This window comes from Streptomyces sp. NPDC001513 (genome assembly GCF_042894695.1).
Classification (GTDB): Bacteria; Actinomycetota; Actinomycetes; order Streptomycetales; family Streptomycetaceae; genus Streptomyces.
Map to the genome: position 1 here is coordinate 95636 of NZ_JBIAVU010000009.1, position 24778 is coordinate 120413.

Here is a 24778-nt window from a genome sequence, read left to right on the forward strand (position 1 = left end):
GAGCCTCCTACCAATCCGGTCCGGCCACGCCGGCGTTTGGGGCGCGGGGTGCGGGGTGCGGGGCGGAGCCCCGGTCCTTGACCCGCGGGTCAGATCCCGCGCCGCTTGCGCGCCAGGCGGACCGCGGCGGCCGCACCCAGCAGCGCCACCGTCGCACCCGCCGCACCCGCGGCCGTGGCGGCGTCCCTGCGGCCCAGCCGGCGGCCCGCGACCGTGTGGCGCCCCGAGACCTCCTGGAGGAGCTCGGCGAGCACCTCCTCGTTGGTCCAGCGCGGCCGCCACCCCGCCGCGTGCAGCCCGCTGACGCTGACCACCCACGGGTGCATCGTGTACGCGAGGTCACCGGCCGGGGACGGGGTCAGGCCGATCCGGTGCAACCGGGCCGCCGCCCCCAGCGCGACCGCCGAGGGGAGCTCCATGCGGCGGATGCCGCTCAGCTCCTCGACCTCCTCCTGCTCCAGCCACCCCTCGCAGCCCACGGCCAGCTCGCCCTCGACCTTTTCCAGGGCCGCGTACTCCAGGGCGCTGACCAGGTCCTCGACGTGGCAGAACTGCCACGTGGGACGGGATCCCGCCACCACGAGCAGCCGCGGGGACTCGAAGTACCGGGTCAGGGCGGTGTCGGTGCCGCCGACCAGGACCGCCGGGCGGATCACGGTGACGTTCAGGCCCGGGTGCGCGCGCGGGGCCCGGCGGCCGAGGCGCTCGATCTCCAGCAGGTCGCCGACGCCGGTGGCCTCGGCGGTGGCCCGCAGCTCGGAGTCCTCCGAAAGCGGGATGTCGTTGTCCGGGAGGGCCCCGTAGACCATGGCCGAGGTGCAGAGCACGACCCGGTGCACGCCGGCCGCGGCGGCCGCCGTGAGGACGGTCTGGGTCCCGCGCACGTTGTACGCCGTACGGGCCGCCGGGTCCGTCTCCAGGTCCAGGTCGAGGGCGAGGTGGACGACGACGTCCGCGCCGCGCAGCTTCTCGGCGATCGCGGGGTCCCGTACGTCCAGGATGTGCCACTGCGCGGCCGCGCAGTCGCCCCGCCGCTCGTCGATGGCGACGACCTGCTTGACCTCGTCGGAGGCGGCCAGCCGGCTCACCAGGGCCGCCCCGACACCCGACGCGGCGCCGGTCACGGCGATCACGGGGCCGCGCACGGCCGGGTTTCGCGGCTGGCGAACGCCCTGGGCGCTGTCGCCGTGCTCAGGGCGGTTTTCGTCGTCGTTCATCGCGCGAAACTGCGGATCTGGGGAACTCACCGGGCGTCTCCAGCGGTTGTCTTCAGTAGGGACGCGCCGTGACGCGTACCCACCAGGTGATGTCCATCCTGCCGCAGCCCAGGAGTCGGCGGAGCACCGAGCCCGTATGCGGGCCGGGTGTCTACGCTGGGTGGTGTTGTCGGACCATTGCCCGTCGGCACCCGCCGGCGGCCCTACGAGCCGAGGAAACCCGTGAGCGACACCCCATTCGGATTCGGCCTTCCGCCGGAGGAGCCGGACAACGGCGACGAGGGCAAGAAGAAGGGCAATCAGGGCGGTCAGGGCGGCCCGAATCCGTTCGGGTTCCCCGGCATGGGCCTGCCGGGCGGCGCGGGCGGTCCCGGCGGCGCGGACAATCCGTTCGCCGCGATGTTCGGTTCCATGAACCCGAACGACCTCGGTGCGGCCTTCCAGCAGCTCGGCCAGATGCTGAGCTACGAGGGCGGTCCCGTGAACTGGGACATGGCCAAGGACATCGCCCGCCAGACCGTCGCGCAGGGCACGGCGGACGGCGTGAAGGACACGAGCGTCGGCATCGCCGAGAAGTCGGCCGTCGAGGAGGCCGTGCGCCTGGCCGACCACTGGCTGGACGGCGTGACCTCGCTGCCGTCGGGCGCCACCACCTCCGTCGCGTGGAGCCGCGCCGAGTGGGTCGAGGCGACCCTTCCGGTGTGGAAGGAGCTCGTGGACCCGGTCGCCGAGCGCGTGGGCGCGGCCATGGGCAGTGTGCTGCCCGAGGAGATGCAGGCCATGGCGGGCCCGCTGCTCGGGATGATGCGCTCCATGGGCGGGGCCATGTTCGGCCAGCAGATCGGCCAGGCCGTGGGCACGCTCGCGGGCGAGGTCGTCGGCTCGACGGACATCGGGCTGCCGCTCGGCCCGGCCGGCAAGGCCGCGCTGCTGCCGCTGAACATCGAGGCCTTCGGCAAGGACCTGAGCGTCCCCGCGGACGAGGTGCGGCTGTACCTGGCCCTGCGCGAGGCCGCGCACGCCCGGCTCTTCGCGCACGTGCCGTGGCTGCGCTCGCACCTGTTCGGCACGGTCGAGGGCTACGCCCGCGGCATCAAGGTCGACACCTCGAAGCTGGAGGAAGTGGTCGGCCAGCTCGACCCGTCGAACCCGGAGCAGCTGCAGGAAGCGCTGCAGGGCGGCATGTTCCAGCCGCAGGACACCCCCGAGCAGAAGGCCGCCCTGGCCCGCCTGGAGACGGCGCTCGCGCTGGTCGAGGGCTGGGTCGACGCGGTGGTGCACGAGGCCGCCAAGCCCCGGCTGACCTCGGCGGACGCGATGCGCGAGACCATGCGCCGGCGGCGCGCCTCGGGCGGCCCGGCGGAGCAGACCTTCGCGACGCTGATCGGCCTGGAGCTGCGCCCGCGCCGGCTGCGCGACGCCTCCCGGCTGTGGGCCTCGCTCACGGACGCGCGCGGTGTGGACGGCCGCGACGGGCTGTGGGAGCACCCGGACATGCTGCCGACGGCCTCCGACCTGGACGACCCGGACGGCTTCGTGCACCGCGAGCAGCTGGACTTCTCCGAGATCGACAAGATGCTCGGCGAGGCCGCCGAGCAGCGCGAGCAGCGCGACCGGCACGACGAGGACGGCGACGAGAAGAAGTGAGCCTGCACGAAGACGCGGTCCTGGTCCTGAAGGGCTACGAGGGCCAGCCCGAGCTGCGCGATGTCTACCTGGAGCACCTGGCCGCCCATCCGGACGGGGTCTACAAGCCGTGCACGGCCGGGCACATCACCGGCAGCGCGCTGGTGATCGACCCGGCGCGGAGGCGCGTACTGCTGACCCTGCACAAGAAGCTGGGCATGTGGCTGCAGATGGGCGGCCACTGCGAGCCCGGCGACGACACCCTTGAGGCGACGGCGCTGCGCGAGGCCTGCGAGGAGTCGGGCATCGCGTCCGGGCTGAGCCTGCTGCCCGGCGGTCCGGTGCGCCTGGACCGGCATCCGATCCCGGGGCCGTGTCACTGGCACCTGGACGTGCAGTACGCGGCGCTGGCTCCGGCCGGCGCGGAGGCGGAGATCAGCGAGGAGTCGCTGGACCTGCGCTGGTTCCCGTACGAGGAGGTGGCGGCGGTGGCCGATGCCTCGGTGGTGCGGCTGCTGGAGGCGACCTTGGCACGGCTCGGGGGGTGATCCCGGGTACGCACGACGAAGGGGCGGTCCCTCGCGGGACCGCCCCTTTCGCCTGCCTGCGATCAGTCGCCCGGGATCAGTTCCAGGCGTTGTTCTGGTTCTGCGCGTGGGAGCCGTGCTGGCCCATGCCGAACTGGGCGGCGGCGCCCTGGCCGAGCTGGGCGTTCTGCGGCGGCAGCACCTCGCTGGGCTGCACCAGCGCGAAGCCGGTGCCGAGGAAGCTGAGCTCCCAGCCCTCGCCGGTGTTGCCGCGCCGCCGCCAGACTCCGCTGGAGTGCGTCTGGGCCTGCATCTGCACGCGCAGCGAGGTCGACCAGGCGACGATGGCGTCCGCGTCGGCGTTGACGTACTTGTCGGGCGTGACCTGCATCATCAGCGGCTGCCCGGAGGTCATCAGCGCGACCTTGCCGCGGCCGGTGATGTTGAGCTGGTACTTGCCGGAACCGGAGATCCCGTACTGGCTGTCCACCGCGATGACCTCGGTGTGCAGGGTGGAGTCCAGGGCCAGCACGTAGCTGCTGTCGACCGTGAGGCCTTCCTGGTCCACGTCCACGACGTGCACGTACTGGGCCAGGTTGGCCAGGTAGACCGTGCCCTGCCCGGAGCAGCGCATGAGGTCCAGGCCCTCGCCGGTGCGGCTGCGGGCATTGCGCTGGCCGGTGCTCTGGTACTCGCCGTCGAAGTCGATGAGGCCCTGGTAGGCGACCATCGCGCCCTTGCGGGCGAGGACGTCGTCGGAGCCGGTCAGCGAGACCCGCAGCAGCTGCGGGTTCTGGATCGCGTACCGGTCCTGGGACTGGGCCTCGGCGTGGGCGAAAAGTGAGCTCTGCATGATGTGTCCGCTCCCCCTCAGCCCCGGACCCGGAGCCGGTCGGTGCTGTCCTCGCTGGGCTGTACGACGACGATGCCCTGGCCGGAGAAGGCCATCTGGTAGGCCTCCCCGCTGCCCCGGCCGATCATCGACGAGGCCTTGAAGCTGCGCTTGCCCTTGACCTTGAGATTCGGCGACCAGGCGACGAGCGCGTCCGGGTCGACGTACGTCTCGTCCTCGCCGCGGCCGCAGTCGACCACGATCGGGGTGCCGCGGGAGGTCAGGGCGACCCAGCCGGTTCCCGCGACCTGCACGTTGAACAGGCCCTGGCCGGCGAACTTGGCGAGACCCTTGACCCGCTCGACGCCCCACTGGAGGTGCGCGTCGAAGGCGAGCAGGTTGGTGCCGTTGACCGAGAGCGAGTCGTTCTGGAGGTTGATGACGACGACGTCGGCGCCGTAGTCGGCGAGGTAGAGCAGGCCGTCGCCGGTGCACTTCATCAGGGGTGCGCTCTCGCCGGTGATCCACTGCGAGGCCATCTGGCGGACGGCCGGCGGGTTGGGCTCGTACTGCACGAAGCCCTCGTAGGCGACCATCGAGCCGGTGCGGGCGAAGAGGTCCTGGCCGCTCTGCATGGCGACCTTGAGCATGGCCCGGCCGTGGTTCTCCATGCGGGCCGTGACGGGCGTCGGGGCGAAGCCCGCGAGCTGTTGGTTCATTGCGTTCATGTCGGGCTCCCTCAGACCTCGTACGGCTGGACGACGATGAAGTTGCCGGGAGCGCCGCGGAACTGGAGGTTCACGGTCTCCCCGCTGTGGCCGGGGTAGGCGTTGCGCCGCAGCCGGACCTGGCTGGACAGGATCACCTGCGAGGCGGCGGACCACGCCACGATGGCGTTGCTGTCCGCGAAGGTGGTCGGGGTGACGGGCAGGACCACCGGGACGCCGTGCGTCTTGACGATGACCGTGCCCGTGCCCTGGAACTGCATGGTGAACAGGGCGCCGCCGGGGATGCCGTGGCCCTCGATGCGGCGGACCTCGTGCTGGAGCGTCTCGTCGAAGGCGAGGACGGCCTCGGCGGAGACGCAGATCCCGTCGCCCTGGAGCTCGATGGCGTGCAGGTGGGAGCCGTCCTCGGCGAGGAAGACCTGGCCGCGGCCGGTGCAGCGCATGAGCTGCATCTCCTGGCCGGTGGCGTTGCCGACGATGCGGCCGGCGAAGCCCGCGCCCTTGTAGCTGAAGTCCACCTTGCCCTGGTACAGGACCATGCTGCCCTGGCGGGCGAGGACGGCCTGGCCGCCCATCGCCAGGTCGACGCGCATGAGCTGCGCGTTCTGCGGGGTCCAGCGGGCGCCCGTGGGGGCTTCCTTGTACGGCTGGAGCGCGGCGGCGAGCCCGGCGCCGGCGGGGGCGGCCTGGGGGGCGTAGCCCGGCTGCTGCTGGCCCGGAACCTGCCCGGGGACCTGGCCCGGGACCTGGCCGTAGCCCGGCTGCTGCCCGTAGGGCGCGGGGGCCGGGGCGGGCGGCGGGACCTGGCCCGGGTAGCCGGGGACCTGTCCGGGGACCTGGCCGTACGAGGGCTGCTGCGGCTGCGGCTGCCCGTACGGGGCGGGGGCCGGCGGGGCGAGCGGCGCGGCCATGGTGGGCGCGGCGTGCACCGGGGCCGGGGCGGCGGGCTGCTGGTACTGCGGCTGCGGGACCGCGGCGGGCGCGGGCGCGGGGGCGCCGAAGGACGGCGCGGGCCCGGGTGCCTGGGCGGGCGCCGGGGCGCCGAAGGACGGCGCCGGGGCGGCCGCCTGCGGCGGCGGGGCGAACCCGGGCGCGGCCGCGGCGGGTGCCTGCTGCGCCGGCTGCGCCTCCTCGGCGACCTCGCCGCCGAAGTTCCTCAGCAGCGCGTCGAGCCCGCCGTCGAAGCCCTGGCCGACGGCGGCGAAGCGCCACACGTCCTTGAGGTAGAAGTCGCCGAGCATCACGGCCCGCTCGGTCGTGAACTCCGAGCCGGTGAAGGCGTACCGGACGACCTCTTCGCCGCCGGCCACGATCCGGATGTAGCCCGGACCGATCTGCGACATCTGTCCGGCGCCGTCGAGCGTGGCGGTGAAGGACAGCTTGTGGATGGACGCCGGAATGCGGTCCAGGGTCACCCGGAAGGATTCGGTGTCACCGGACTGCGTGCCGAGTTGCTGAATGGACTCTTCCGGCGACTTCGGCTGGTTGAAGAACACGAAGTAGCGGTCGTCCGACAGCTGCTCATTGACGTCGAGCCCGAAACAGCTGATGTCGAAGGTGAGTCCGGGCCCGGCGATCTGGACGCCTACGTACAGATCGGTGCCCGCCGTGAGATCACTGATCTTGGCCTTGTGGCCGCGTTGGAATTCCCTGGCCATACGTAACGACCGTCCCCCATCCCGACTGTGAATACGTGCCGCTCAGGCTAACGGCAACTGCCGACATCCGGCCAAGTCGGTACCGACCCGGTACATATCACGCTGTGTGACATGACGGGTGGGTACAGGACCTTCCGGTTCATTCGTCGCGGGCGCCGGGAACCGTCGGAAGGCGCTCGGCCGCCACCACTCCCTCCAGGTACCCGCGGGCCCGCTCGGTGCGCGGGTACGCCTCCAGCAGCTCCCAGAAACGGGGCCCGTGGCCGGGCACGAGCAGGTGGGCGAGCTCGTGCAGGAGCACGTAGTCGACGACGTACTCCGGCATGCCCTGGATGCGGTGCGAGAGCCTGATGCTGCCTTCGGCCGGGGTGCAGGAGCCCCAGCGGGTGTTCTGGTTGGTGACCCAGCGGACCGATTGGGGGCGTGCGCGTCCGCCGAAGTACTGCTCGGACAGGCGCGCGGCGCGCTCGGTGAGTTCCGCGTCCCCGAGGGTGCGTTTGCTCTCCTGGGCGGCCAGCTTGTCGAGCATGACACCCACCCAGCGCTGCTCCTCCGCCTCGGACATCCGGGCAGGGATGAGGACGACCGTACGGTCACCCTCGCGATAGGCGGATACGGTCCTGCGGCGGCGCGCGCTCCGGCGGACTTCGACGGCTCGCTGCGGTGGATCGGCGGACACGCCACGACGGTACCCGGTGGCGGCGGCCGAAGTCCCGCCCGTCCGGGGTTCGAACGTGAGCGATGCCGAGCCGATATCGGGAACGGCATTTCCCTTCATCTCATATGCCTAATACCCCTCGCCTGTGGACAAATTCGCGCATGGATTCCGGGGGACGGGCAGTGTTGCGGGAGAGCCGTAAAAAGGGGCGGCTCGAGTCCGCAGGGGAAATCGAGGGGGATCGGTCATGTATCCGAAGGTGAAGCCCGCGCTGGCGCGGGCCTGGCGGGACCGGGAGACGGTGCAGTTCGGGGTGACCCCCGCCCATGCGGTGGCGCTCGGCCCGGTGGACACGGCGACGGGTGCGCTCATCGACCGGATCGACGGGACGCGGGGGATGGAGCTGCTGCGGGCCGAGGCCACGGGCATGGGGCTGCCGGACGGCCAGGCCGACGCGCTCGTCAGGCGGCTGGCGGGAGCCGGCCTGCTCGACGACGCGACGGCGGGCGGCCCGCGGGCCCAGGCCGTGCGCGGTCATCCGGAGGCCCTGGAGCGGCTGGGGCCCGATCTGGCCTCCCTCTCCCTGGTCCACCGGGAGCCGGGCGGGGACTTGCGGGGTGTCGCCGCGCGCCGGGCGATACGAGTGCGGGTGCGCGGGAGCGGACGGGTGGGCGCCGTGATCGCCGCGGTCCTGGCGGGTGCCGGCGTGGGCCGGGTCGAGGTGCTCGACGGGGGCCGGGTGGAGCCGGCCGATGTGGCGCCGGGCGGGCTGGATCCCGGGAGCGTGGGCCGGCTGCGGGCCGAGGCCGCGGGGAAGCTGGTGCGCGGGTCCGCCCCCGGGCGCGCCCCGCGGGCCGGGGAGGAGGAGGGGGCGGAGCCGCGGCTGGCCCTGGTGGTGGTCGCGCCCCGGGACGGGCTGCACGCCTGGGCGCCCGATCCGGACACCGCGGCCGACTGGGTCGCCACCGGCATCCCGCACCTGTACGCGGGGGTGTTGGAGGGGACGGGGCTGGTGGGGCCGCTGGTCCTGCCGGGGGTGACGGCCTGCGCGGGGTGCATGGAGCGCGACCGCGTGGACCGGGACGCGGCCTGGCCGCGGATGCTGGTCCAGTGGCGTTCGGCCCACCGCCGCCGTGCGGGCGCCGCCTGCGACCTGGGGCTGTCCACGGCGGTGGCCGGCCTGGCCGCGGCCCACGCGCTCTCCTTCCTCGACGGTGAACTGCCCGCGTCCACCGCCACCCGCTGGGAGGCCGCCCTCCCCTCCCTCCACTGGGAGCCCACCCCGGTCCACCCCCGCCCCGACTGCCCCTGCGGGGCGCACGCGGAGCGCACGGACACCGCGCGGGAACCCGGGGAAGGTGCCCTCCTCCGAGCCGCGAGGTGGCCATGACAGGATGCGGAGAACCGCTGTTCGCGGCCCAGCTGTCTGGGAAATGGAGGGGCGTATGTCTGATCTTCCCCGGAAGGCGGTCACCCGCACCGTCAAGCTGGCCGCGCTGCCGCTCGGCATTGCGGGACGGGCCACCTGGGGGCTGGGCAAGCGGATCGGGGGCAAGTCCGCGGAGATCGTGGCGAGCGAGCTCCAGAAGCGCACCGCCGAGCAGTTGTTCCGCACCCTCGGGGAGCTGAAGGGCGGTGCCATGAAGTTCGGGCAGGCCCTGTCGGTCTTCGAGTCGGCGCTGCCCGAGGAGGTCGCGGGGCCCTACCGGGCGGCGCTGACCAAGCTCCAGGAGGCGGCTCCGCCCCTGCCCGCGGCGACGGTGCACCAGGTGCTGGCGGACCGTCTCGGCGCGGACTGGCGGGAGCTGTTCAAGGAGTTCGAGGACAAGCCGGCCGCGGCGGCCTCGATCGGGCAGGTGCACCGGGCGGTGTGGCACGACGGCCGGCAGGTCGCGGTCAAGGTCCAGTACCCGGGGGCCGGTGAGGCGCTGCTGTCGGACCTGAAGCAGCTGGGCCGGTTCGCGGGGCTGTTGGGGCCGCTGATCCCCGGCATGGAGATCAAGCCGCTGATCAAGGAGTTGCGCAACCGGGTCGCCGAGGAGCTCGACTACGAGCTGGAGGCCGAGGCCCAGCGGACCCACGCGGACGCCTTCGAGGACGATCCGGACGTGGTCGTGCCGGATGTCGTGCACCAGGGCGACCAGGTGCTGGTGACCGAGTGGATGGAGGGGACCCCGCTGTCGGAGGTGATAGCGGACGGCACCGAGGAGGAGCGCGACCGCGCCGGACAGCTGCTGGCCCGGTTCCTCTTCTCCGGTCCCGCGCGCACCGGTCTGCTGCACGCGGATCCGCACCCGGGCAACTTCCGGCTGATACCGGGGGCGGACGGCCGGATGCGGCTGGGCGTGCTGGACTTCGGCACGGTCGACCGGCTGCCGGGTGGCTGGCCCAAGTCCATCGGCAGGTCGCTGCGGATGACCCTGGACGGTGACGCCGAGGGGGTCTACGGGCACCTGCGCGCCGAGGGGTTCGTGAAGGAGTCCATCGAGCTGGACCCCGACGCGGTGCTGGACTACCTCAAGCCGATCATCGAGCCGGCCGAGGCCGATGAGTTCACCTTCACCCGGCCGTGGCTGCGCGGCCAGGCGGCGCGGATCGCCGATCCTCGTTCCCCCGCGCACCAGTTGGGCCGGCAGATCAACCTGCCGCCTTCGTACCTGCTGATCCACCGGGTGACGCTGAGCACGATCGGGGTGCTGTGCCAGCTGGGCGCGACGGTGCGGCTGCGGGACGAACTGGACGCCTGGCTGCCGGGGTTCGCCTCCGCCGAGTGACTCCGTAGGGTCCGGGACCCCGGGGTCACCACCAGGAGGAGTCGAGCCTGCCTTCGATCGCCCGGAGGTTGGCGCGCGCGCAGTCGACGCAGAAGTACTGTCTGGTCCCGTTCTCCACCGAGCAGGTCCAGGTGGGCGGGGCGCCGTCGGGGGACTCTGTGCCACAGCGCGCGCAGACGACGGGCTGGGCCTCGGATTCCGACGGGGTGGGGTGGGGAGTCGGCTGGTCCACCTCCAGACGATATCCCCGTGAGGGGTGGACTGCCGTCCGCAACGCACCGGGGGGACCGGTCCGTTCGGACCGGTCCCCCCGGGGACGCTGTTTTCAGCTCTTAGTGCATGACGGCCATGGCCAGCGCACGGCGGGCGCGCAGCGAGACGCGCTCGGCACGCCGCTGCATGCGGCGGGCGGCGACCAGGCGTACGGCGTGACGTTCGACGTCCACCTCACGCATGAGCTCGTCCATATGGGCACGAGCCAGGGCTTCTGGGATGAGTTGCATTTCGCGGGTCCTGTTCTGACGCGAGGTGTTCGCGCCGGCGGTGATGAAGTCTGCGTGGGCGGCGCCGTGGGGCTGCTCGCTCGTGATGTGGGCGGTCATGAGGGCCTGCTTCAGGGGGTCGTGCGTCAGGGGGCGGTCGATGGTTCCGATGGCGGTCATGCCGCGACAACCGGGTTCTTGCGCGGACGGCCACGGGGCCGCTTGCGGGCGACGACGACACCCTGGACGAAGAGCTCGCCACCCCAGACACCCCAGGGCTCGCGGCGCTCGACCGCTCCGGCGAGGCAGGCCTCGACCAGCGGGCAGGTGCGGCAGAGCGACTTGGCGTACTCGACGTCGGCCGGGGACTCGGCGAAGAAGACCTCGGGGTCGAAGGTGCGGCAGGGAACGGGTACGCCGAGGTTCTCGATGGCGTCGTCGAGCGCGGTCAGCGCGGTGAGCGGGGTCAAGGTGTGGTCCTCCGGGACTGCGGGCGGGGAGATCGTGTGGGTCTGCGTTACGGACGGGGCGTGCGCTTCGAGTTGCACGGTGGTTTCTTCCTCGTCGTCTTGGTCGGCTAGTCGTTCCGGCCGGTCGGCCGGGTTCGGCTGTCACCTGGTTCTGCCAGTCCCGAGGCCCCTTCACTGCGTCGCCCCCTGTTCGGGGACAAACAGAAGGGCCGCGGATCCCGGGTGGGGTTCCGCGGCCCTGAAGGCGCCGGCCTGATCATGCGATCAGACTGGATCACTCCAGGGTTCGAGCCCGCGGAAGGCCCACATCAGGTGGTGCTGCTGCTTCTTCGTCTGCTTCGTCTTGGCTCCGGCACCGGCTGCGGCCGCGAAGCCATAGGCGCCGTGCGCCTGAGCTTCTGCTGCCAGTACTGCCACCGGTGCCAGGGTCGGTCGCTCGTTGCGCTCACTGACCGGAAGGGTCGCCAGCAGGGCGGGGCGGTCGGCGGAAATCGCGGACACACCGGTACCCGGAAGGGAGACGGAACCGAGCAGGCAGGAAGCGTCGACCGAGCGATCGGTCATTTTGGTGAAGGTCATGAAGCTGGTCACTGGTCTCGCCTCCTCTCGGCGTCTCGGGGACGGGGCCCGGGGGCCTGTCCCATGCGTATTCGGATAAGTACAGCACGGATCCAGGGCTTCGGAGAAGCCACCGTTTCCGTTGCTAAGAACCTATGGGTCTTCGCTGGGCATGTGCAAACTATTTTTCCGACGAGTTTCTACGCGTCGGCAGGATCCTCGGGCTCGGGCTCCTGACCTGCACATATGGCCAGGACCTCGGCTCCGTAGCGGTCAAGCTTACGGCCACCCACTCCGGAGATCATGGAGAGCTCGCCCGGCTCGGTGGGCGCGGCCTCCGCGATCGCCATCAGCGTCTTGTCCGTGAAGACGCAGTAGGGGGGCAGCCCCTGCTCCCTCGACTGGCCCGCACGCCACTCCCGCAGCCGCTCGTAGAGCCCTTCGTCCATGTCGGACGGGCAGTCCTCGCAGCGCATCAGTTTGAGCTCGCCGGCCTCGGTCAGGGTCTTGCCGCAGACCCGGCACAGCACCGGGCCGCGGCGGCCCCGCTTGCGCGGCGCGCTCTCGGCCGCGGAGCCCGGCCCGCTGCGAGGCACCGCGGAGCCCGGCCGCAGGCCGTTCAGGAAGCGGCTGGGGCGACGGGAGGCCCGGCCGCCCGGAGCCCGGGAGAGGCCCCAGGAGAGCGTCAGGTGCAGCCTCGCCCGGGTGACGCCGACATAGAGCAGCCGGCGTTCCTCCTCGACCTGCTCGTCGGTCTTCGCGTACGTGATCGGCAGCATGCCGTCGGTGAGCCCGACGAGGAACACGGCGTCCCACTCCAGGCCCTTCGCCGCGTGCAGGGAGGCCAGGGTGACGCCCTGGACGGTCGGGGCGTGCTGGGCGGCCTTGCGCTCGTCCAGCTCGATCGTGAGGTCCGCCAGGGTGGCTCCCGGCCGGTTCCGGGCGAAGTCCTCGGCGAGCCGGACCAGCGCGGCCACGGATTCCCACTGGTCGCGCACGGCGCCGGAGCCGGCGGGCGGTTCGTTCGTCCAGCCGGTGGAGCTGAGCACCGCCCGGACCTGGGAGCCCAGTTCCACGACGTCGTCGAGCAGCGGGTCGTTCCCGCCGGAGCGGGCGGCTCCGCGCAGCGCGAGGATCGCCTTCTGGACCTCGGCGCGCTCGAAGAACCGCTCGGCCCCGCGCAGCTGGTAGGGGACCCCGGCGTCGGCGAGGGCCTGTTCGTAGACCTCGGACTGGGCGTTGATGCGGTAGAGGACGGCGATCTCGCCGGCCGGGACGCCCGCGGCGATCAGGTCCCGGATCCGGTGGGCGACGCCCTCGGCCTCGGCGGGCTCGTCGGCGTACTCGGCGTAGACCGGGTCGGGGCCGGTCTCGCGCTGGGAGATCAGCTCCAGCCGGTGCTCGGCGGCGCGTCCCCTGGCCTGGTTCAGCAGCCCGTTGGCGAGGTGCACCACCTGGGGGGTGGAGCGGTAGTCGCGGACCAGCTTGACCACGGTGGCCTGCGGGTACTTGGTGCGGAAGTTCAGCAGGTGGTCGGGGGTGGCGCCGGTGAAGGAGTAGATCGTCTGGCTGGCGTCGCCGACGACGCAGAGGCTGTCGCGGTCGCCGAGCCAGAGGTCCAGGAGCCGCTGCTGGAGGGGGCTGACGTCCTGGTACTCGTCGACCACGAAGTGCTGGTACTGGGCGCGGATCTGCTCGGCGATGTCGTGGCGGTCCTGGAGGATGCCGACGGTCAGGAGCAGCACGTCCTCGAAGTCGATCATGCCGCGGTCGCGCTTGAGCTGTTCGTACGTCCCGTAGATCTGGGCGATCTCGGCCATGTCCCGGGGTGCCTCGCGGCCCGACTTGAGGGCGGCGGCCGGATAGTCGGCGGGCACCGTCTGCGTGACCTTGGCCCATTCGATCTCGCCGGTGACGTCGCGCAGCTCGCCCCGGTCGAGCCGGATGCGGCAGCGCGCGCCGGCCTCGGCGACGAGCTGGATCTTGCGCTCCAGGAGCCGCGGCACGTCCCCGCCGACCGCCTTGGGCCAGAAGTAGTGGAGCTGGCGCAGGGCGGCGGAGTGGAAGGTCCGGGCCTGCACCCCGCCCGCGCCGAGGGCGCGCAGGCGTCCGCGCATCTCCCCGGCGGCGCGGTTGGTGAAGGTGACGGCCAGCACACTGGCCGGCATGAGCTGGCCGGAGCGGACGCCGTAGGCGATGCGGTGGGTGATCGCGCGGGTCTTGCCGGTGCCGGCGCCCGCCAGCACGCACACCGGCCCGCGCAGGGTCGTCGCGACCTCGCGCTGCTCCGGGTCCAGGCCCAGGAGCACCGCGTCGGCCGAGTCGGCGGAGCCGGGGCCACCCGGGAACGATGGGGAGTGCGTTGCTGATGTCACCCCGCCATGCTGCCAGGTCTCGTGGGGCGGGCGGGAAAACCGTCCACAGGCGGCACGTATCCGTCGTATCAGTCACACCGGCCGCGCGGGGGCGCCCGTACGGGAATGGCGGCGGGGTCCCGTACGTTCGAGTACTCGGACCACCGAGCCCTCACGAAGGAGAGCGCAGCATGCAGGACACGGGCACCGTCACGATGTACAGCACGACCTGGTGCGGCTACTGCCGTCGGCTGAAGACCCAGCTGGACCGGGAAGGCATCGCGTACAACGAGATCAACATCGAGCTCGACCCGGAGTCCGCCGCGTTCGTGGAGAAGGCCAACGGCGGCAACCAGACGGTTCCCACCGTGCTCGTGAAGTCCTCCGCCGGCAACGAGTCCGTCATGACGAACCCGAGCCTGGCCCAGGTCAAGCAGGCCCTCGCCGTCTGAGGCAGCCTCACCCACGAGCACCTGTGAGCATTCGCGGCACCCGCGCGTGCTCGCGCGCACCAGAAAGGCCCCCGCCGAGGCGGGGGCCTTCTGCTGTGACGAACGTTACGCCGCCATCTTCGGCAGCGGCTCGCCGTACCAGAGCTCGACCAGCCGGGCGGCGATGGAGATCCCCGACGGGGGCAGCACCTCGCCCGTCTCGAACGCCGCGCGCAGCTCCTCGCGGGAGAACCAGCGGGCCTCCTGGATCTCCTCGCCGTCCACGGTGATCTCGGAAGTGGTGGCGCGGGCCGTGAAGCCCAGCATCAGGCTGTACGGGAAGGGCCACGGCTGGCTGGCCACGTACTCGACCTCGCCGACCCGGACGCCCGCCTCCTCCCACACCTCGCGCACGACGGACTGCTCGATCGACTCGCCCGGCTCCACGAACCCGGCGAGCGTCGAGAAGCGGCCCTCCGGCCAGTGCACCTGGCGGCCCAGCAGCGCGCGGTCGTGCTCGTCGGTGACCAGCATGATCACGGCCGGGTCGGTGCGCGGGTAGTGCTCGGCGCCGCAGCCCGGGCAGCGGCGGATGTGCCCGGCGGCCGCGACCACCGTGCGCTCGCCGCAGCGGGAGCAGAAGCGGTGCATCCGCTGCCAGTTCTCCAGCGCGACGGCGTGCACCATCAGCCCGGCGTCGCGCGGGGAGAGCAGCAGCCCGGCCTCGCGCAGGCCGGCCGGGCGGGCCGACTGGTCCATGCGGCCGGGCAGCGCGTCCTTCTGCAGCGCGAAGTACCGTACGCCGTCCTCGTCGGTGCCCAGGAAGTACCGGTGGGTCTCGGTGACCGGGGCCTCGAAGGCCGGGGTCATCACGATGCCGGTGCCCCCGTCGGGGGTGTCGTCGATCAGGACCTGGCCGCCGGAGACGACGAAGACGCGGGTCGTGGGGTGGCTCCAGGCGGCGGCGAGCCACGCCTCGTCGAGACGGTGGTGCGCGGCGCGGTCGATTCCGCTGGGCGCCGCGAGCGAGAGAGGGCGCTCGGCGAGAGGGCTCTCGATATGGGTGCTCACAGGTACTTCCAACTCCCCCGGTGGTGGGACAAGGCAGGCGTGCGTGCGTCGGGTGTCAGGCGGTTGCGCGGTGGGTGGCGGCCAGGTCTCCCCAGAGGTAGGCGGTCGTCTCGACGCCCTTGAGGAGCAGATCCAGTTCGACCTTCTCGTTCGGCGAGTGCCAGCCGTCGGACGGCACCGAGATGCCGAGGAAGAGGACGGGCACGTCCAGGACGTCCTGGAGGTCCGCGGCGGGTCCGGAGCCGCCCTCACGGGTGAAGCGGATCTTCTGGCCGAAGGCGCGGCCCATGGCCCGTACGACGGACTGCAGGGCCGGGTGGTCGAGCGGGGTCAGGCACGGCCGGGTCGGGGCGCCGAAGGTGATGGCGTGCCGGATCCCGTCCGGGATCCGGGCCGCGACCCAGTCCCTGACGGCGGCCTCGACCACGTACGGGTCTTGGCCGGAAACCAGGCGGAACGACAGCTTCAGGTGGGCGGAGGCGGGCACGATGGTCTTGCCGCCGGGGCCCTGATAGCCGCCGCCGATGCCGTTGACCTCGGCCGTCGGGCGGGCCCAGACCCGCTCCAGGGTGGAGTAGCCGGCCTCGCCTGAGGCCGCGTGGGACCTGGCCGTACGGAGCCACTCGGGCTCGTCGAAGGGCAGCTCGGCGATGAGCGCGCGCTCCGCCTCGGTGAGCTCGGCGATGCCGTCGTAGAAGCCGGGGATCGTCACGCGCCCGTCGTCGTCGTGCAGGGCGGCGACCAGGCGGGCGGCGACGGCGGCCGGATTGGGCACGGCCCCGCCGAAGGCGCCGGAGTGGATGTCCTGGTCCGGGCCGTGGAAGTCGATCTCGCAGTCGGCGACGCCGCGCATGCCGGTGCAGACGGTGGGCGTGGTCTCGGACCACATGCCGGTGTCGGAGACGATCACGACGTCGGCGGCGAGTTCGGCGGCGCGGGCCTCGACGAGCTCGCGGAAGTGGATGGAGCCGGACTCCTCCTCGCCCTCGACGATCAGCTTGAGGTTCACGGCGGGGGCGGCGGCGCCGGTGGCCGCGAGGTGCGCGCGCACCCCGAGGGTGTGGAAGAACACCTGACCCTTGTCGTCGGCGGCGCCGCGCCCGTACATGCGGCCGTCGCGGACCACCGGCTCGAAGGGGTCGGTGTGCCAGCCGTCGGCGAGGGCGGCGGGCTGCACGTCGTGGTGCCCGTACACCAGGACGGTGGGGGCCTGCGGGTCCTCGCTCGGCCAGTGCGCGAAGACGGCGGGGGCGCCGGGGGTCTCCCAGACCTCGGCCACCGGGAAGCCGGTCTCCTTGAGCTTCGACGCCAGCCATTCGGCGCTGCGGCGTACGTCACCCGCGTGCTCGGGCTGGGCCGAGACGGAGGGAATGCGGAGCCACTCGGCGAGGTCGTCGAGGAAGGCGGCGCGGTGGGTGTCGATGTACGTGCGGACGACGTTGTCCGGCGGGGTGTCGCTCATGCCCACGAGCCTAGCCGTCCGCCTGATGGTCACCGCCGGTGTCCGATTTGCCTTGGAGGATCCGCTCAAGGCGGGCCCGGTCGGGGAGGTTGCGGGGGCGGATCACGCGGCCGCTGCGGACGTGCAGGAAGGCTGCGGTGACCTGGTCGAGCGGGGTGTTCGTGGCTTCGGACCAGGCCAGGCGGTAGACGGCGAGCTGGAGGGGGTCGGCCTCGGTGGTGCGGCCGGTCTTCCAGTCGACGATCTCGTACGAGCCGTCGTCGTTCCGGTAGACGGCGTCGATCCGGCCGCGGATGACGCGGCCGGCGAGGGTGAGCTGGACCGGGGCCTCCATGCGGTGGGGCGGCCGGTCCGCGTACGGGCTGCGCTCGAAGGCGGCCTTGAGGGAGTCGAGGTCGGCCTCGTCGGCGATCTCCTGGTCGGAGCCGGCGCCGGGGAGGTCGGCGACGGGGTCGAGGACGTCGAGGAAGGGCAGCGGGAGCTCGTCGAAGCGGGACTCGACCCAGGCGTGGAAGCGGGTGCCCTGGCGGGCCGCGGGCTGCGGGGGCTTGGGCATGGGGCGGGCGAGGTCGCGTACGAAGCCCTGCTCGTCGGCGGCGAGCCGGAGCAGCTGGCTCGCGGAGAGGGCGGCGGGCAGCTCGACGTCGCGGACGGCGGCGCGGGCGCGGCGGAGCTCGCCCTCAAGGGCGTCGAGGTCGCGGTCCCAGGAGGCGATGGCGCGCGCGTCCTCCGGCGCGAGTCGGGCCGCGCCGCCGCCGGGTCGGGCCGCGCCGGGTCGGGCCGCGCCGGCCCAGGCCTCGCCGGCCCAGGGGTCGTCGCCCTCCGGGGCGGCGGTACCGGTGCGCGGCTCCGCCGTGCGGCGGGCTCCGCCCGGGCCCTCGGCGACGGCCCAGTGGGCCGCCTCCGGCCAAAGGTCGTCGTCGAGCGGGCCGGTGGGCCGGGCCGGGTCCGCGGGCGCGGCTGCGCCGCCGGGCGCGGACCAGGCTTCGGCCTCCGGCCAGAGCTCGTCGTCGAGCGGCGCGGCGGGGGCTTCGGGGGCGGAGTCCTCCCCCATCCCGCCCCTTCCCGAAACCGGGGCGCCGCCCCGGACCCCGCCGGGGGTCGGACCTGCCGCCCGTGGCCCGGGCACGCGGCCTGCGGCCTCCGGCCAGGGGCCGAGGCGGGGCTCCGCCGCACCCGGGCCCCCGTCCGGGGTCGGGACGGCCGCGCCGGGCGCGGGCGCGCCGGCGGGATCCGGCCAGGGGGCGGGCAGGGGCTCGGTCGGCCAGGGGTCTTCGGCGAGGGGGGGTTCCCAGGGGTCTTCGGCCGGCCACGGCTCCTCGCAGTCCGGGGGCCAGAGGTAGGACTCGTCCTCCGGCGGGGGCGGGGTCGCCAGGTAGGACTCCACCAGGGCCGCCGCCGCACGGCGCAGGGTGAGGGAGTGCGGGTCGAGCGGGAGGGGCCAGGAGTGGTCCGGGGTGGAGTCGTCGGCGAGGGACGGGTTCTCGGCGGCCGGCTCCGGCTCGTCCGCCCAGGCATCGATCTCGCCGAAGCCCGCCGCGCAGTGGTCGTAGAGGGCCCGGAGGAAGGCCGAGGGGCCGCGGCGCTTCTTCTGGGTCGGGCCCCACCAGTGGCCCGAGGCCAGCAGGAGGGAGCGGGGGCGGGTGAAGGTGACGTAGCCGAGGCGGAGCTCTTCCGTCTCCTTGTGGGATTTCAGGGCCGCCTTGAAGGACTTCAGGCCGGCCGAGGTCCACTCCGGGTCCCCCGGCAGGGTGGGGGCGTCGCCGCGCAGCGCGTACGGGAGCACCTTCGCGTACGAGGTCCAGGCCTCCGGCGCCTTCTCCTTCGGGAAGGAGCCCGCGCACAGGTCCGGGACGACGACCACGTCCCACTCCAGGCCCTTCGACTTGTGGGCGGTCAGCACCTTGACGGTGTTCTCCCCGCCCGGCAGGGCGTGGTCCAGGCCCTTCTCGTACTGGGCGGCCGTGCGCAGGAACGCCAGGAAGGCCAGCAGCGAGGCCTCGCCGTCGAGCGCGGCGAAACCGGCCGCGACGTCCATGAAGTTCGACAGCGTCTCGCGGCGGCGGGCCGCCAGCGCGTGCGGGGAGGCGGACAGCTCCACCTCCAGGCCGGTCGCGGACAGCACGCGGTGCAGGACGTCCATAAGGGGGTCCGCCAGGGAGCGGCGCAGGTCGCGCAGTTCCTGCGCGAGGTGCGCGAAGCGGACCCGGGCCTCCGCCGAGAAGGGGAGGTCGTCCGGGGCCTGTCCGGCGCCGTCGAGGAAGGTCTCCAACGCGTCGGCCAGCGACACGATCTCCGCCGGGTCCACGCCCTCCACGGCCGCCGCGAGCCGTTCGTCCGGGTCCGCCCCGGCCGGCGCACGGCCCACCATGAGCCGGGCCCGGCGGCCCAGCAGGGCCAGGTCGCGCGCGCCGATCCGCCAGCGCGGGCCGATGAGGAGCCGGACGAGGGAGGCGTTGGCGCCCGGGTCCTGGAGGACCTCGCAGACCGCGACGAGGTCCGCGACCTCGGGGAGGTGCAGCAGTCCGGAGAGGCCGACGACCTCCACCGGGACGTCCCGGTCCACCAGGACGGCCTGGATCCGCGCGAAGTCCCCGGCCGAGCGGCACAGGACGGCGATCTCGCGCGGCTCCGTGCCCGTGCGGACCAGGTGGGCGACGGAGTCGGCGAGCCAGTCGAGCTCCTGGGCGTGGGTCTCCAGCAGGGCGCAGCGGACCTGCCCCGCGCCCTCGGCCCCCGGGCCGGGGCGCAGCGCCTCCACGCCCTCGTGCAGGGCGCGCAGCGGGGCGGCGAGCCCGTTGGCCAGGTCGAGGAGCCGGCCGCCGCTGCGCCGGTTCTCGCTGAGGGAGAGCCGGGCGGCGGGGCTCCCGTCGGCGTGCGGGAAGTGCTCGGGGAAGTCGTCGAGGTTGGCCACGGAGGCACCGCGCCAGCCGTAGATGGCCTGGCAGGGGTCGCCGACGGCGGTCACGGCGTGGCCGGAGCCCGCGCCGAAGAGCCCGGAGAGCAGGAGCCGCTGGGCGACCGAGGTGTCCTGGTACTCGTCCAGCAGCACGACCCTGAACTCCTCGCGCAGCAGCGCGCCGACCTCGGGGCGGGTGGTGGCGAGCTGCGCGGAGAGGGCTATCTGGTCACTGAAGTCGAAGAGGTCGCGGGCGCGCTTGGCGGCGCGGTAGCGGACGACGAGCTCCAGCAGTTCGAGGCGGCCGCGCACGGCCTCGGGGACCTTGCGCAGGTCCTCGTTGGTGAGCTTCGTGCCGGCGAGCACGTCCAGCAGTGCGGTGTCGTGGGCGCGCAGCCGCTCCGGCTCGACCAGGTGCTCGGAGAGCTCGGCGTCGAGCGCGAGGAGGTCGCCGACCAGGTCGGGGACGGACTTGGTGAGCGAGGGGTACGGGCCGGGGGCCTCGCGCAGCACCTTCGCGGCGAGCTGGAAGCGGGTGGCGTCGGCGAGGAGGCGGGAGCTGGGCTCCAGGCCGATGCGCAGGCCGTGGTCCTTCAGGAGCTGGCCGGCGAAGGCGTGGTACGTGGAGATGCGCGGCTCGCCGCCGGCCGCGTCGGCGTCCGCCCCGGCCGGGGAAGGGTCCGGGTCGGTGATGCCGGCCCGCGCGAGGGCCTTCCGTACGCGCTCGGACAGCTCGCCGGCGGCCTTGTTGGTGAAGGTCAGGCCGAGGACCTGCTCGGGTGCGACCGCTCCGGTGCCCACCAGCCAGACCACGCGGGCGGCCATGACGGTGGTCTTGCCGGAGCCGGCGCCGGCGACGATGACCTGTGGGGCGGGCGGGGCGGTGACGCAGGCCATCTGTTCGGGCGTGAAGGGGATCCCGAGGAGCTCTTTGAGCTGCTCGGGATCGGAGAGGACGGACGCACGCGCGGACACGTAAAAAGGCTAGCCGCCCCCACCGACAGCCCCGACCGTCCCGCTCACTCGACGGTCTGGCGGCCCTCGGGGCGGGCGCTGCACGCGTTGCGGAAGGAGCAGTGGTCGCAGTGCTTGCCGGTGGCGGGCGCGAACCGCTCGTCCAGCACCCGGCCGGCGGCGGTCGCCAGCAGGTCGCCGACCCACTCCCCGTCGAGGGGCTGCTGGGCCTGGATCCTGGGGACGGTGTCGCCGCCGTCGCGCTGGGCCGCGCCCTGGCGGAGCTGGACGAGCTCGGCGCCGCCGGGGGCGGGGCGCAGGCCGTCGAAGACCTCGTCGACGGCGCCCTCGCGGACGGCGAGCTGGTAGACGGCGAGCTGGGGGTGGCGGGCGACCTCGTCGCGGGTGGGCGCGGACTTGCCGGTCTTGAAGTCGACGACGTACGCACGCCCCTGCGGGTCCGATTCGACCCGGTCCATGGAACCCCGGATGCGGACGGCGACCTCACCGGCTTCGAGTGTGACGTCGAACTCGTGCTCCGTGGCCACGGCCGCCCGGCCCCCGCGGTCGGTGGTGTGCCAGCGCAGGAAGCGCTCCAGGGCGGCGCGGGCGTTGTCCTTCTCCTGGCGGGACTTCCAGGGCGCGTCGAAGGCGAGGGCGTCCCACACCGAGTCGAGGCGTTCCATGAGGACGGCCAGGTCGGCGGGGGTGCGGCCGGAGGCGACCTCGTCGGCGAGGACGTGGACGACGTTGCCGAAGCCCTGGGCGGCGGTGGAGGGGGTGTCGGCCTTGACCTCGCGGCCCAGGAACCACTGGAGGGAGCAGGTGTTGGCGAGCTGCTCCAGGGCGCTGCCGGACAGGGCGACGGGCCGGTCCCGGTCGCGGAGCGGGACGCTGCTGCGGGTGGGCTCGTACAGCCCCCACCAGCGCTGCGGGTGCGCGGCGGGGACCAGCGGGCGGTCGTCGTCGTCGGTGAGCGCGGCGAGGCGGGCGAGGCGGCGGGCGGCGGCGTCGCGCAGGGCGGGCGAGGCGTCGGGGTCGACGGTGGTGGCGCGCAGCTCGGCGACGAGCGCGGGCACGGCGAGGGGGCGGCGGGGGCGGCCGGTGACGTCCTTGGGGGTGACCCCGAGCTCGGTGAGGAAGCGGGAGGGCTGGTCGCCGTCGTCGGCGGGGGCCTTGACGGCGGTGACGACGAGGCGGTCGCGGGCGCGGGTGGCGGCGACGTAGAAGAGCCGGCGCTCCTCGGCGAGGAGGGCGCCGGGGGTGAGGGGCTCGGCGAGGCCGTCGCGGCCGATGCGGTCGGCCTCCAGGAGGGAGCCGCGGCGGCGGAGGTCGGGCCACAGGCCCTCCTGGACGCCGGCGACGACAACGAGGGACCACTCCAGGCCCTTGGAACGGTGGGCGGTCATCAGGCGGACGGCTTCGGAGCGGGTGGCGCGGGCCGTCAACGTGTCGGCGGCGATGTCCTCTGCCTCCAGTTGTTCGAGGAAGTTGAGCGCGCCGCGGCCGCCGGTGCGTTCCTCGGCGCGGGCGGCGGTGTCGAAGAGGGCGCAGACGGCGTCGAGGTCGCGGTCGGCGTTGCGGCCGGCGGCGCCGCCGCGGCGGGCGTTGCGCTCCAGCCGCTGGGGCCAGGGGGTGCCGTCCCAGAGGATCCACAGGGCCTCTTCGGCGGTGCCGCCGCCCTGGAGCAGCTCGCGGGCCTTGCGCAGGAGCAGGCCGAGGCGCTGCGCTCCGCGGGCGTAGACGGGGTCGTGCGCGGTGAGCCGCTCCGGCTCGGCGAGGGCGCGCGCGAGCAGCACGTCGGAGGGTGCGGGCACCTTGACGCCGGCGGCGCGCTCCTCGTCCCGCAGGGCCCGGCCGAGCCGCCGCAGGTCGGCGGCGTCCATGCCGCCGAGGGGGGAGGTGAGCAGCGCAATGGCCGCCTCCACGCCTCCGGCGGGGTCGGCGGTGTCGGGGCCCGGCCCCGGTTCGGCGGCGCCGGGGGCGGCCATCTCGGGCTCCGGTCCGGCCTCGTCCGCGGCGGCGGCCGTGGCCGCGTCGGTGGGGTCCGCGGCCTCCGGTTCGGCGGCCGTGGCGGTCAGGCGGAGGGCGGTCAGGAGGGGGGTGATGGCGGGTTCGTGGCGGAGGGGGGTGTCCGTGCCGTCGGTCTCGGTGGGGACGCCGGCCGCGATCAGGGCGCGGCGCATCGCCGGGAGGGTGCGGCCGCCGGCGCGGACGAGGACGGCCATGTCCTGCCACGGGACGCCGTCCGCCAGGTGGGCCCGGCGCAGGATGTCCGCGATGTTGTCCAGCTCGGCGCCGGCCGTCGGGTACGTGAAGACCTCCACCCGGCCGCCCTCCCGAACGGGTGCGAGAGCCCGGTGGGCGCGTACCGCCGCGGCCGGCAGCCGCGGGACCGGCATCCGGGTGGTGAGCAGACGGGTCGCCGTCAGCAGGGCCGCGCCGGAGCGGCGGCCGACGGTCAGGGCCTTGACCCGCGCGCCCGGGAAGGCGGACTCGAAGTCGAGGATGTTGTTGATGTCCGCGCCGCGGAAGGCGTAGATCGACTGGTCGGGGTCGCCGAAGGCGACCAGCGTGCCGCCCCGGCCGGTCAGGGCCCGCAGCAGCCGCAGCTGCGAGGCGTCCGTGTCCTGGTACTCGTCCACGAAGATCGCGTCGTAGGCGGAGGCCAGGGCGGGGGTGCCCTCCGCCAGGAGGACCGCGCGGTGGAGGAGTTCCGCGTAGTCCAGCGTGCCCTGGAGGTCGAGGACGTCCAGGTACTCGGAGAGGAAGGCCGCCGCCGCCTTCCAGTCGGGGCGGCCGATGCGGTCGGCGAAGGAGGAGAGGGCCTGCGGGCCGAGGCCCAGTTCGCGGGCGCGGGCGAGCACCGCGCGGACCTCGTCGGCGAAGCCGCGCGTGGTCAGCGCCGCCCGCAGGTCGTCGGGCCAGCGGATGGAGCGGATCCGGCGCTGGCCTTCCAGCAGGGTGCGGACCATCACGTCCTGCTCCGGGCCGGACAGCAGCCGCAGCGGGTCGGCGAAGAGGTCGGTGTCCTGGTGGGCGCGGACCAGCCCGTAGCAGAAGGAGTGGAAGGTGGTGGCCTGCGGAGCCCGCGCACCGCCCAGCCGCAGGGCGGCCCTGTCGCGCAGTTCCACCGCCGCCTTGCGGCTGAAGGTGAGGATGAGGATGCGGGCGGGGTCCGCCCCCGCCTCCGCCCGGGCGGTCACCGCCTCGACCAGCGTGGTCGTCTTCCCGGTGCCCGGCCCGGCGAGGACCAGGAGTGGTCCGCCGGTGTGGTCAACCACCGCCCGTTGCGCTGCGTCCAGCACAGGGGGATCCACCCGTTCCGGCCCGGTGCGCACGAGGCGGTACGCGTCGGGGGTCCGCGTACGCCGCCGCTCGGCGCGGTGGCTTTCGGAGGAAGAGGTGATCACGTGGGGTGCCGGTCCTGGTGGGTCTGCGGGTGGTGCCGTGACGGCTCGCGGAGAAGCCGAAGGGGCAACGCTACGGCAACCGGCCGACGCCGCGCAGTCCCCCCGGGTACCCCGGACGGACGTTCGCACCGTCGCCCGATCGCCCGTCCGGGCCGCGCATGGCCGAAGCTGTCAGGTGTGAGCCTCGTCGCGTGTGCCGTCCCGTCCGGGGTCTCCGGGGACCCCGTCCCAGCGCGCCCGTCGCATGTCCAGCCGCGGCTCGCCACCCGCCGTCAGACGCAGCGGGGTGGCCTCCGCCCGGTAGTGCTCCAGGGCGCGCAGCTCGTGACCGGGCAGGGGTACGCCGTCCGCCCGCACCACGCGCCACCAGGGCACGGCTCCCCCGTACAGGGCCATGACGCGCCCGACTTGGCGCGGACCTCCCTCGCCGAGCCATTCGGCGACGTCCCCGTATGTCATCACCCGGCCGGGCGGAATACGCTCGGCCACCTCAAGCACGTGCTCCGCGTACGCGGGAAGCTCCTCACTCATTCAGCACATGGTGCAGTACGCCGGAGTCCTGCCGGCGGAAGTCGGGGTTCCGGACCGGCGCGCACCCTGATGCCCCGCTGGCCCGTCGGTCCGTGCCACCATCTTCCGGGCGGTGACTGGTGATACGTGATCA

20 protein-coding genes are annotated in these 24778 nt (G+C 73.5%); 5 read left to right on the plus strand and 15 right to left on the minus strand.

Annotated features, from left to right (window positions below):
- Window positions 1-89: 89 nt before the first annotated feature.
- The gene (locus ACFYZ4_RS21090) at window positions 90-1247 is read right to left on the minus strand and encodes an SDR family oxidoreductase (protein WP_351295222.1); all 1158 of its coding nucleotides are present in this window, start codon (window positions 1245-1247) and stop codon (window positions 90-92) included.
- Window positions 1248-1439: 192 nt separating this feature from the next.
- On the opposite strand from ACFYZ4_RS21090, the gene ACFYZ4_RS21095 reads away from it, so the two are divergent.
- Together ACFYZ4_RS21095 and ACFYZ4_RS21100 are read left to right on the plus strand one after the other, a co-directional pair.
- The gene (locus tag ACFYZ4_RS21095) at window positions 1440-2864 is read left to right on the plus strand and encodes a zinc-dependent metalloprotease (protein WP_390784545.1); all 1425 of its coding nucleotides are present in this window, start codon (window positions 1440-1442) and stop codon (window positions 2862-2864) included.
- Entirely contained in the window at window positions 2861-3391 is a 531-nt protein-coding gene (locus ACFYZ4_RS21100; RefSeq protein ID WP_390784546.1) for an NUDIX hydrolase, read from the plus strand. Before ACFYZ4_RS21095 ends, ACFYZ4_RS21100 begins: the two co-directional genes overlap by 4 nt.
- 76 nt (window positions 3392-3467) lie before the next feature.
- On the opposite strand, the gene ACFYZ4_RS21105 is transcribed toward ACFYZ4_RS21100, so the two are convergent.
- From ACFYZ4_RS21105 to ACFYZ4_RS21120, 4 genes are all read right to left on the minus strand, one after another.
- Window positions 3468-4223 carry an AIM24 family protein gene (locus ACFYZ4_RS21105; protein WP_351295231.1) on the minus strand — a complete coding sequence of 252 codons (756 nt, stop codon included), beginning with the start codon at window positions 4221-4223 and terminating at the stop codon, window positions 3468-3470.
- Window positions 4224-4240: 17 nt separating this feature from the next.
- The gene (locus ACFYZ4_RS21110; protein ID WP_351295279.1) at window positions 4241-4921 is read right to left on the minus strand and encodes an AIM24 family protein; all 681 of its coding nucleotides are present in this window, start codon (window positions 4919-4921) and stop codon (window positions 4241-4243) included.
- A gap of 20 nt (window positions 4922-4941) precedes the next feature.
- Complete coding sequence (locus tag ACFYZ4_RS21115; protein WP_390784547.1) at window positions 4942-6588, minus strand: TerD family protein; 1647 nt, start codon at window positions 6586-6588, stop codon at window positions 4942-4944.
- Window positions 6589-6727: 139 nt separating this feature from the next.
- Window positions 6728-7366: a M48 family metallopeptidase gene (locus tag ACFYZ4_RS21120; protein WP_384347174.1), complete on the minus strand. Its 639-nt coding sequence runs from the start codon at window positions 7364-7366 to the stop codon at window positions 6728-6730.
- 127 nt (window positions 7367-7493) lie between these two features.
- On the opposite strand from ACFYZ4_RS21120, the gene ACFYZ4_RS21125 reads away from it, so the two are divergent.
- Window positions 7494-8636 carry a ThiF family adenylyltransferase gene (locus tag ACFYZ4_RS21125; protein ID WP_384347172.1) on the plus strand — a complete coding sequence of 381 codons (1143 nt, stop codon included), beginning with the start codon at window positions 7494-7496 and terminating at the stop codon, window positions 8634-8636.
- 55 nt (window positions 8637-8691) lie between these two features.
- Window positions 8692-10020, plus strand: coding sequence for an ABC1 kinase family protein (locus ACFYZ4_RS21130; protein ID WP_390784548.1), 1329 nt, complete (start codon window positions 8692-8694; stop codon window positions 10018-10020).
- 25 nt (window positions 10021-10045) lie between these two features.
- On the opposite strand, the gene ACFYZ4_RS21135 is transcribed toward ACFYZ4_RS21130, so the two are convergent.
- From ACFYZ4_RS21135 to ACFYZ4_RS21155, 5 genes are all read right to left on the minus strand, one after another.
- Window positions 10046-10252: a hypothetical protein gene (locus ACFYZ4_RS21135; RefSeq protein WP_351295246.1), complete on the minus strand. Its 207-nt coding sequence runs from the start codon at window positions 10250-10252 to the stop codon at window positions 10046-10048.
- 100 nt (window positions 10253-10352) lie between these two features.
- Window positions 10353-10682 (minus strand): hypothetical protein, encoded by a 330-nt coding sequence (locus ACFYZ4_RS21140; RefSeq protein ID WP_351295249.1) that lies wholly within the window; start codon window positions 10680-10682, stop codon window positions 10353-10355.
- Entirely contained in the window at window positions 10679-11050 is a 372-nt protein-coding gene (locus ACFYZ4_RS21145) for a WhiB family transcriptional regulator (protein WP_351295252.1), read from the minus strand. Before ACFYZ4_RS21145 ends, ACFYZ4_RS21140 begins: the two co-directional genes overlap by 4 nt.
- A 186-nt stretch (window positions 11051-11236) precedes the next feature.
- A complete protein-coding gene (locus ACFYZ4_RS21150) occupies window positions 11237-11563 on the minus strand; it encodes a hypothetical protein (protein WP_384347168.1) in 327 nt (108 codons plus the stop codon).
- 167 nt (window positions 11564-11730) lie between these two features.
- Entirely contained in the window at window positions 11731-13905 is a 2175-nt protein-coding gene (locus tag ACFYZ4_RS21155; protein ID WP_390784549.1) for an ATP-dependent DNA helicase UvrD2, read from the minus strand.
- 170 nt (window positions 13906-14075) lie between these two features.
- Between ACFYZ4_RS21155 and ACFYZ4_RS21160 the strand changes: the two genes are divergently transcribed.
- A complete protein-coding gene (locus tag ACFYZ4_RS21160; RefSeq protein WP_031151539.1) occupies window positions 14076-14336 on the plus strand; it encodes a mycoredoxin in 261 nt (86 codons plus the stop codon).
- Between the two features lie 105 nt (window positions 14337-14441).
- Here ACFYZ4_RS21160 and nudC read toward each other — a convergent pair whose 3' ends face one another.
- From nudC to ACFYZ4_RS21185, 5 genes are all read right to left on the minus strand, one after another.
- Complete coding sequence (gene nudC / locus ACFYZ4_RS21165) at window positions 14442-15398, minus strand: NAD(+) diphosphatase (protein ID WP_390784550.1); 957 nt, start codon at window positions 15396-15398, stop codon at window positions 14442-14444.
- A 43-nt stretch (window positions 15399-15441) separates the two neighbouring features.
- Window positions 15442-16848, minus strand: a complete 1407-nt coding sequence (locus tag ACFYZ4_RS21170) for a dipeptidase (RefSeq protein ID WP_390784551.1) — start codon at window positions 16846-16848, stop codon at window positions 15442-15444.
- A 10-nt stretch (window positions 16849-16858) separates the two neighbouring features.
- Window positions 16859-20722, minus strand: coding sequence for a UvrD-helicase domain-containing protein (locus ACFYZ4_RS21175; protein ID WP_390784552.1), 3864 nt, complete (start codon window positions 20720-20722; stop codon window positions 16859-16861).
- A gap of 44 nt (window positions 20723-20766) precedes the next feature.
- A complete protein-coding gene (locus ACFYZ4_RS21180; RefSeq protein WP_390784553.1) occupies window positions 20767-24114 on the minus strand; it encodes an ATP-dependent helicase in 3348 nt (1115 codons plus the stop codon).
- A 171-nt stretch (window positions 24115-24285) separates the two neighbouring features.
- Window positions 24286-24645 carry an MGMT family protein gene (locus ACFYZ4_RS21185; protein ID WP_351295270.1) on the minus strand — a complete coding sequence of 120 codons (360 nt, stop codon included), beginning with the start codon at window positions 24643-24645 and terminating at the stop codon, window positions 24286-24288.
- Window positions 24646-24778 lie beyond the last annotated feature (133 nt).

Bases quoted from the DNA above. Each gene is read 5' to 3' on its own strand.
- ACFYZ4_RS21105 (WP_351295231.1), bottom strand. From the start codon at position 4,223: ATGCAGAGCTCACTTTTCGCCCACGCCGAGGCCCAGTCCCAGGACCGG.
- ACFYZ4_RS21185 (WP_351295270.1), bottom strand. From the start codon at position 24,645: ATGAGTGAGGAGCTTCCCGCGTACGCGGAGCACGTGCTTGAGGTGGCC.
- ACFYZ4_RS21170 (WP_390784551.1), bottom strand. From the start codon at position 16,848: ATGAGCGACACCCCGCCGGACAACGTCGTCCGCACGTACATCGACACC.
- ACFYZ4_RS21115 (WP_390784547.1), bottom strand. From the start codon at position 6,588: ATGGCCAGGGAATTCCAACGCGGCCACAAGGCCAAGATCAGTGATCTC.
- ACFYZ4_RS21160 (WP_031151539.1), top strand. From the start codon at position 14,076: ATGCAGGACACGGGCACCGTCACGATGTACAGCACGACCTGGTGCGGC.
- ACFYZ4_RS21140 (WP_351295249.1), bottom strand. From the start codon at position 10,682: ATGACCGCCATCGGAACCATCGACCGCCCCCTGACGCACGACCCCCTG.
- ACFYZ4_RS21120 (WP_384347174.1), bottom strand. From the start codon at position 7,366: ATGAAGGGAAATGCCGTTCCCGATATCGGCTCGGCATCGCTCACGTTC.
- ACFYZ4_RS21125 (WP_384347172.1), top strand. From the start codon at position 7,494: ATGTATCCGAAGGTGAAGCCCGCGCTGGCGCGGGCCTGGCGGGACCGG.
- ACFYZ4_RS21130 (WP_390784548.1), top strand. From the start codon at position 8,692: ATGTCTGATCTTCCCCGGAAGGCGGTCACCCGCACCGTCAAGCTGGCC.
- ACFYZ4_RS21110 (WP_351295279.1), bottom strand. From the start codon at position 4,921: ATGAACCAACAGCTCGCGGGCTTCGCCCCGACGCCCGTCACGGCCCGC.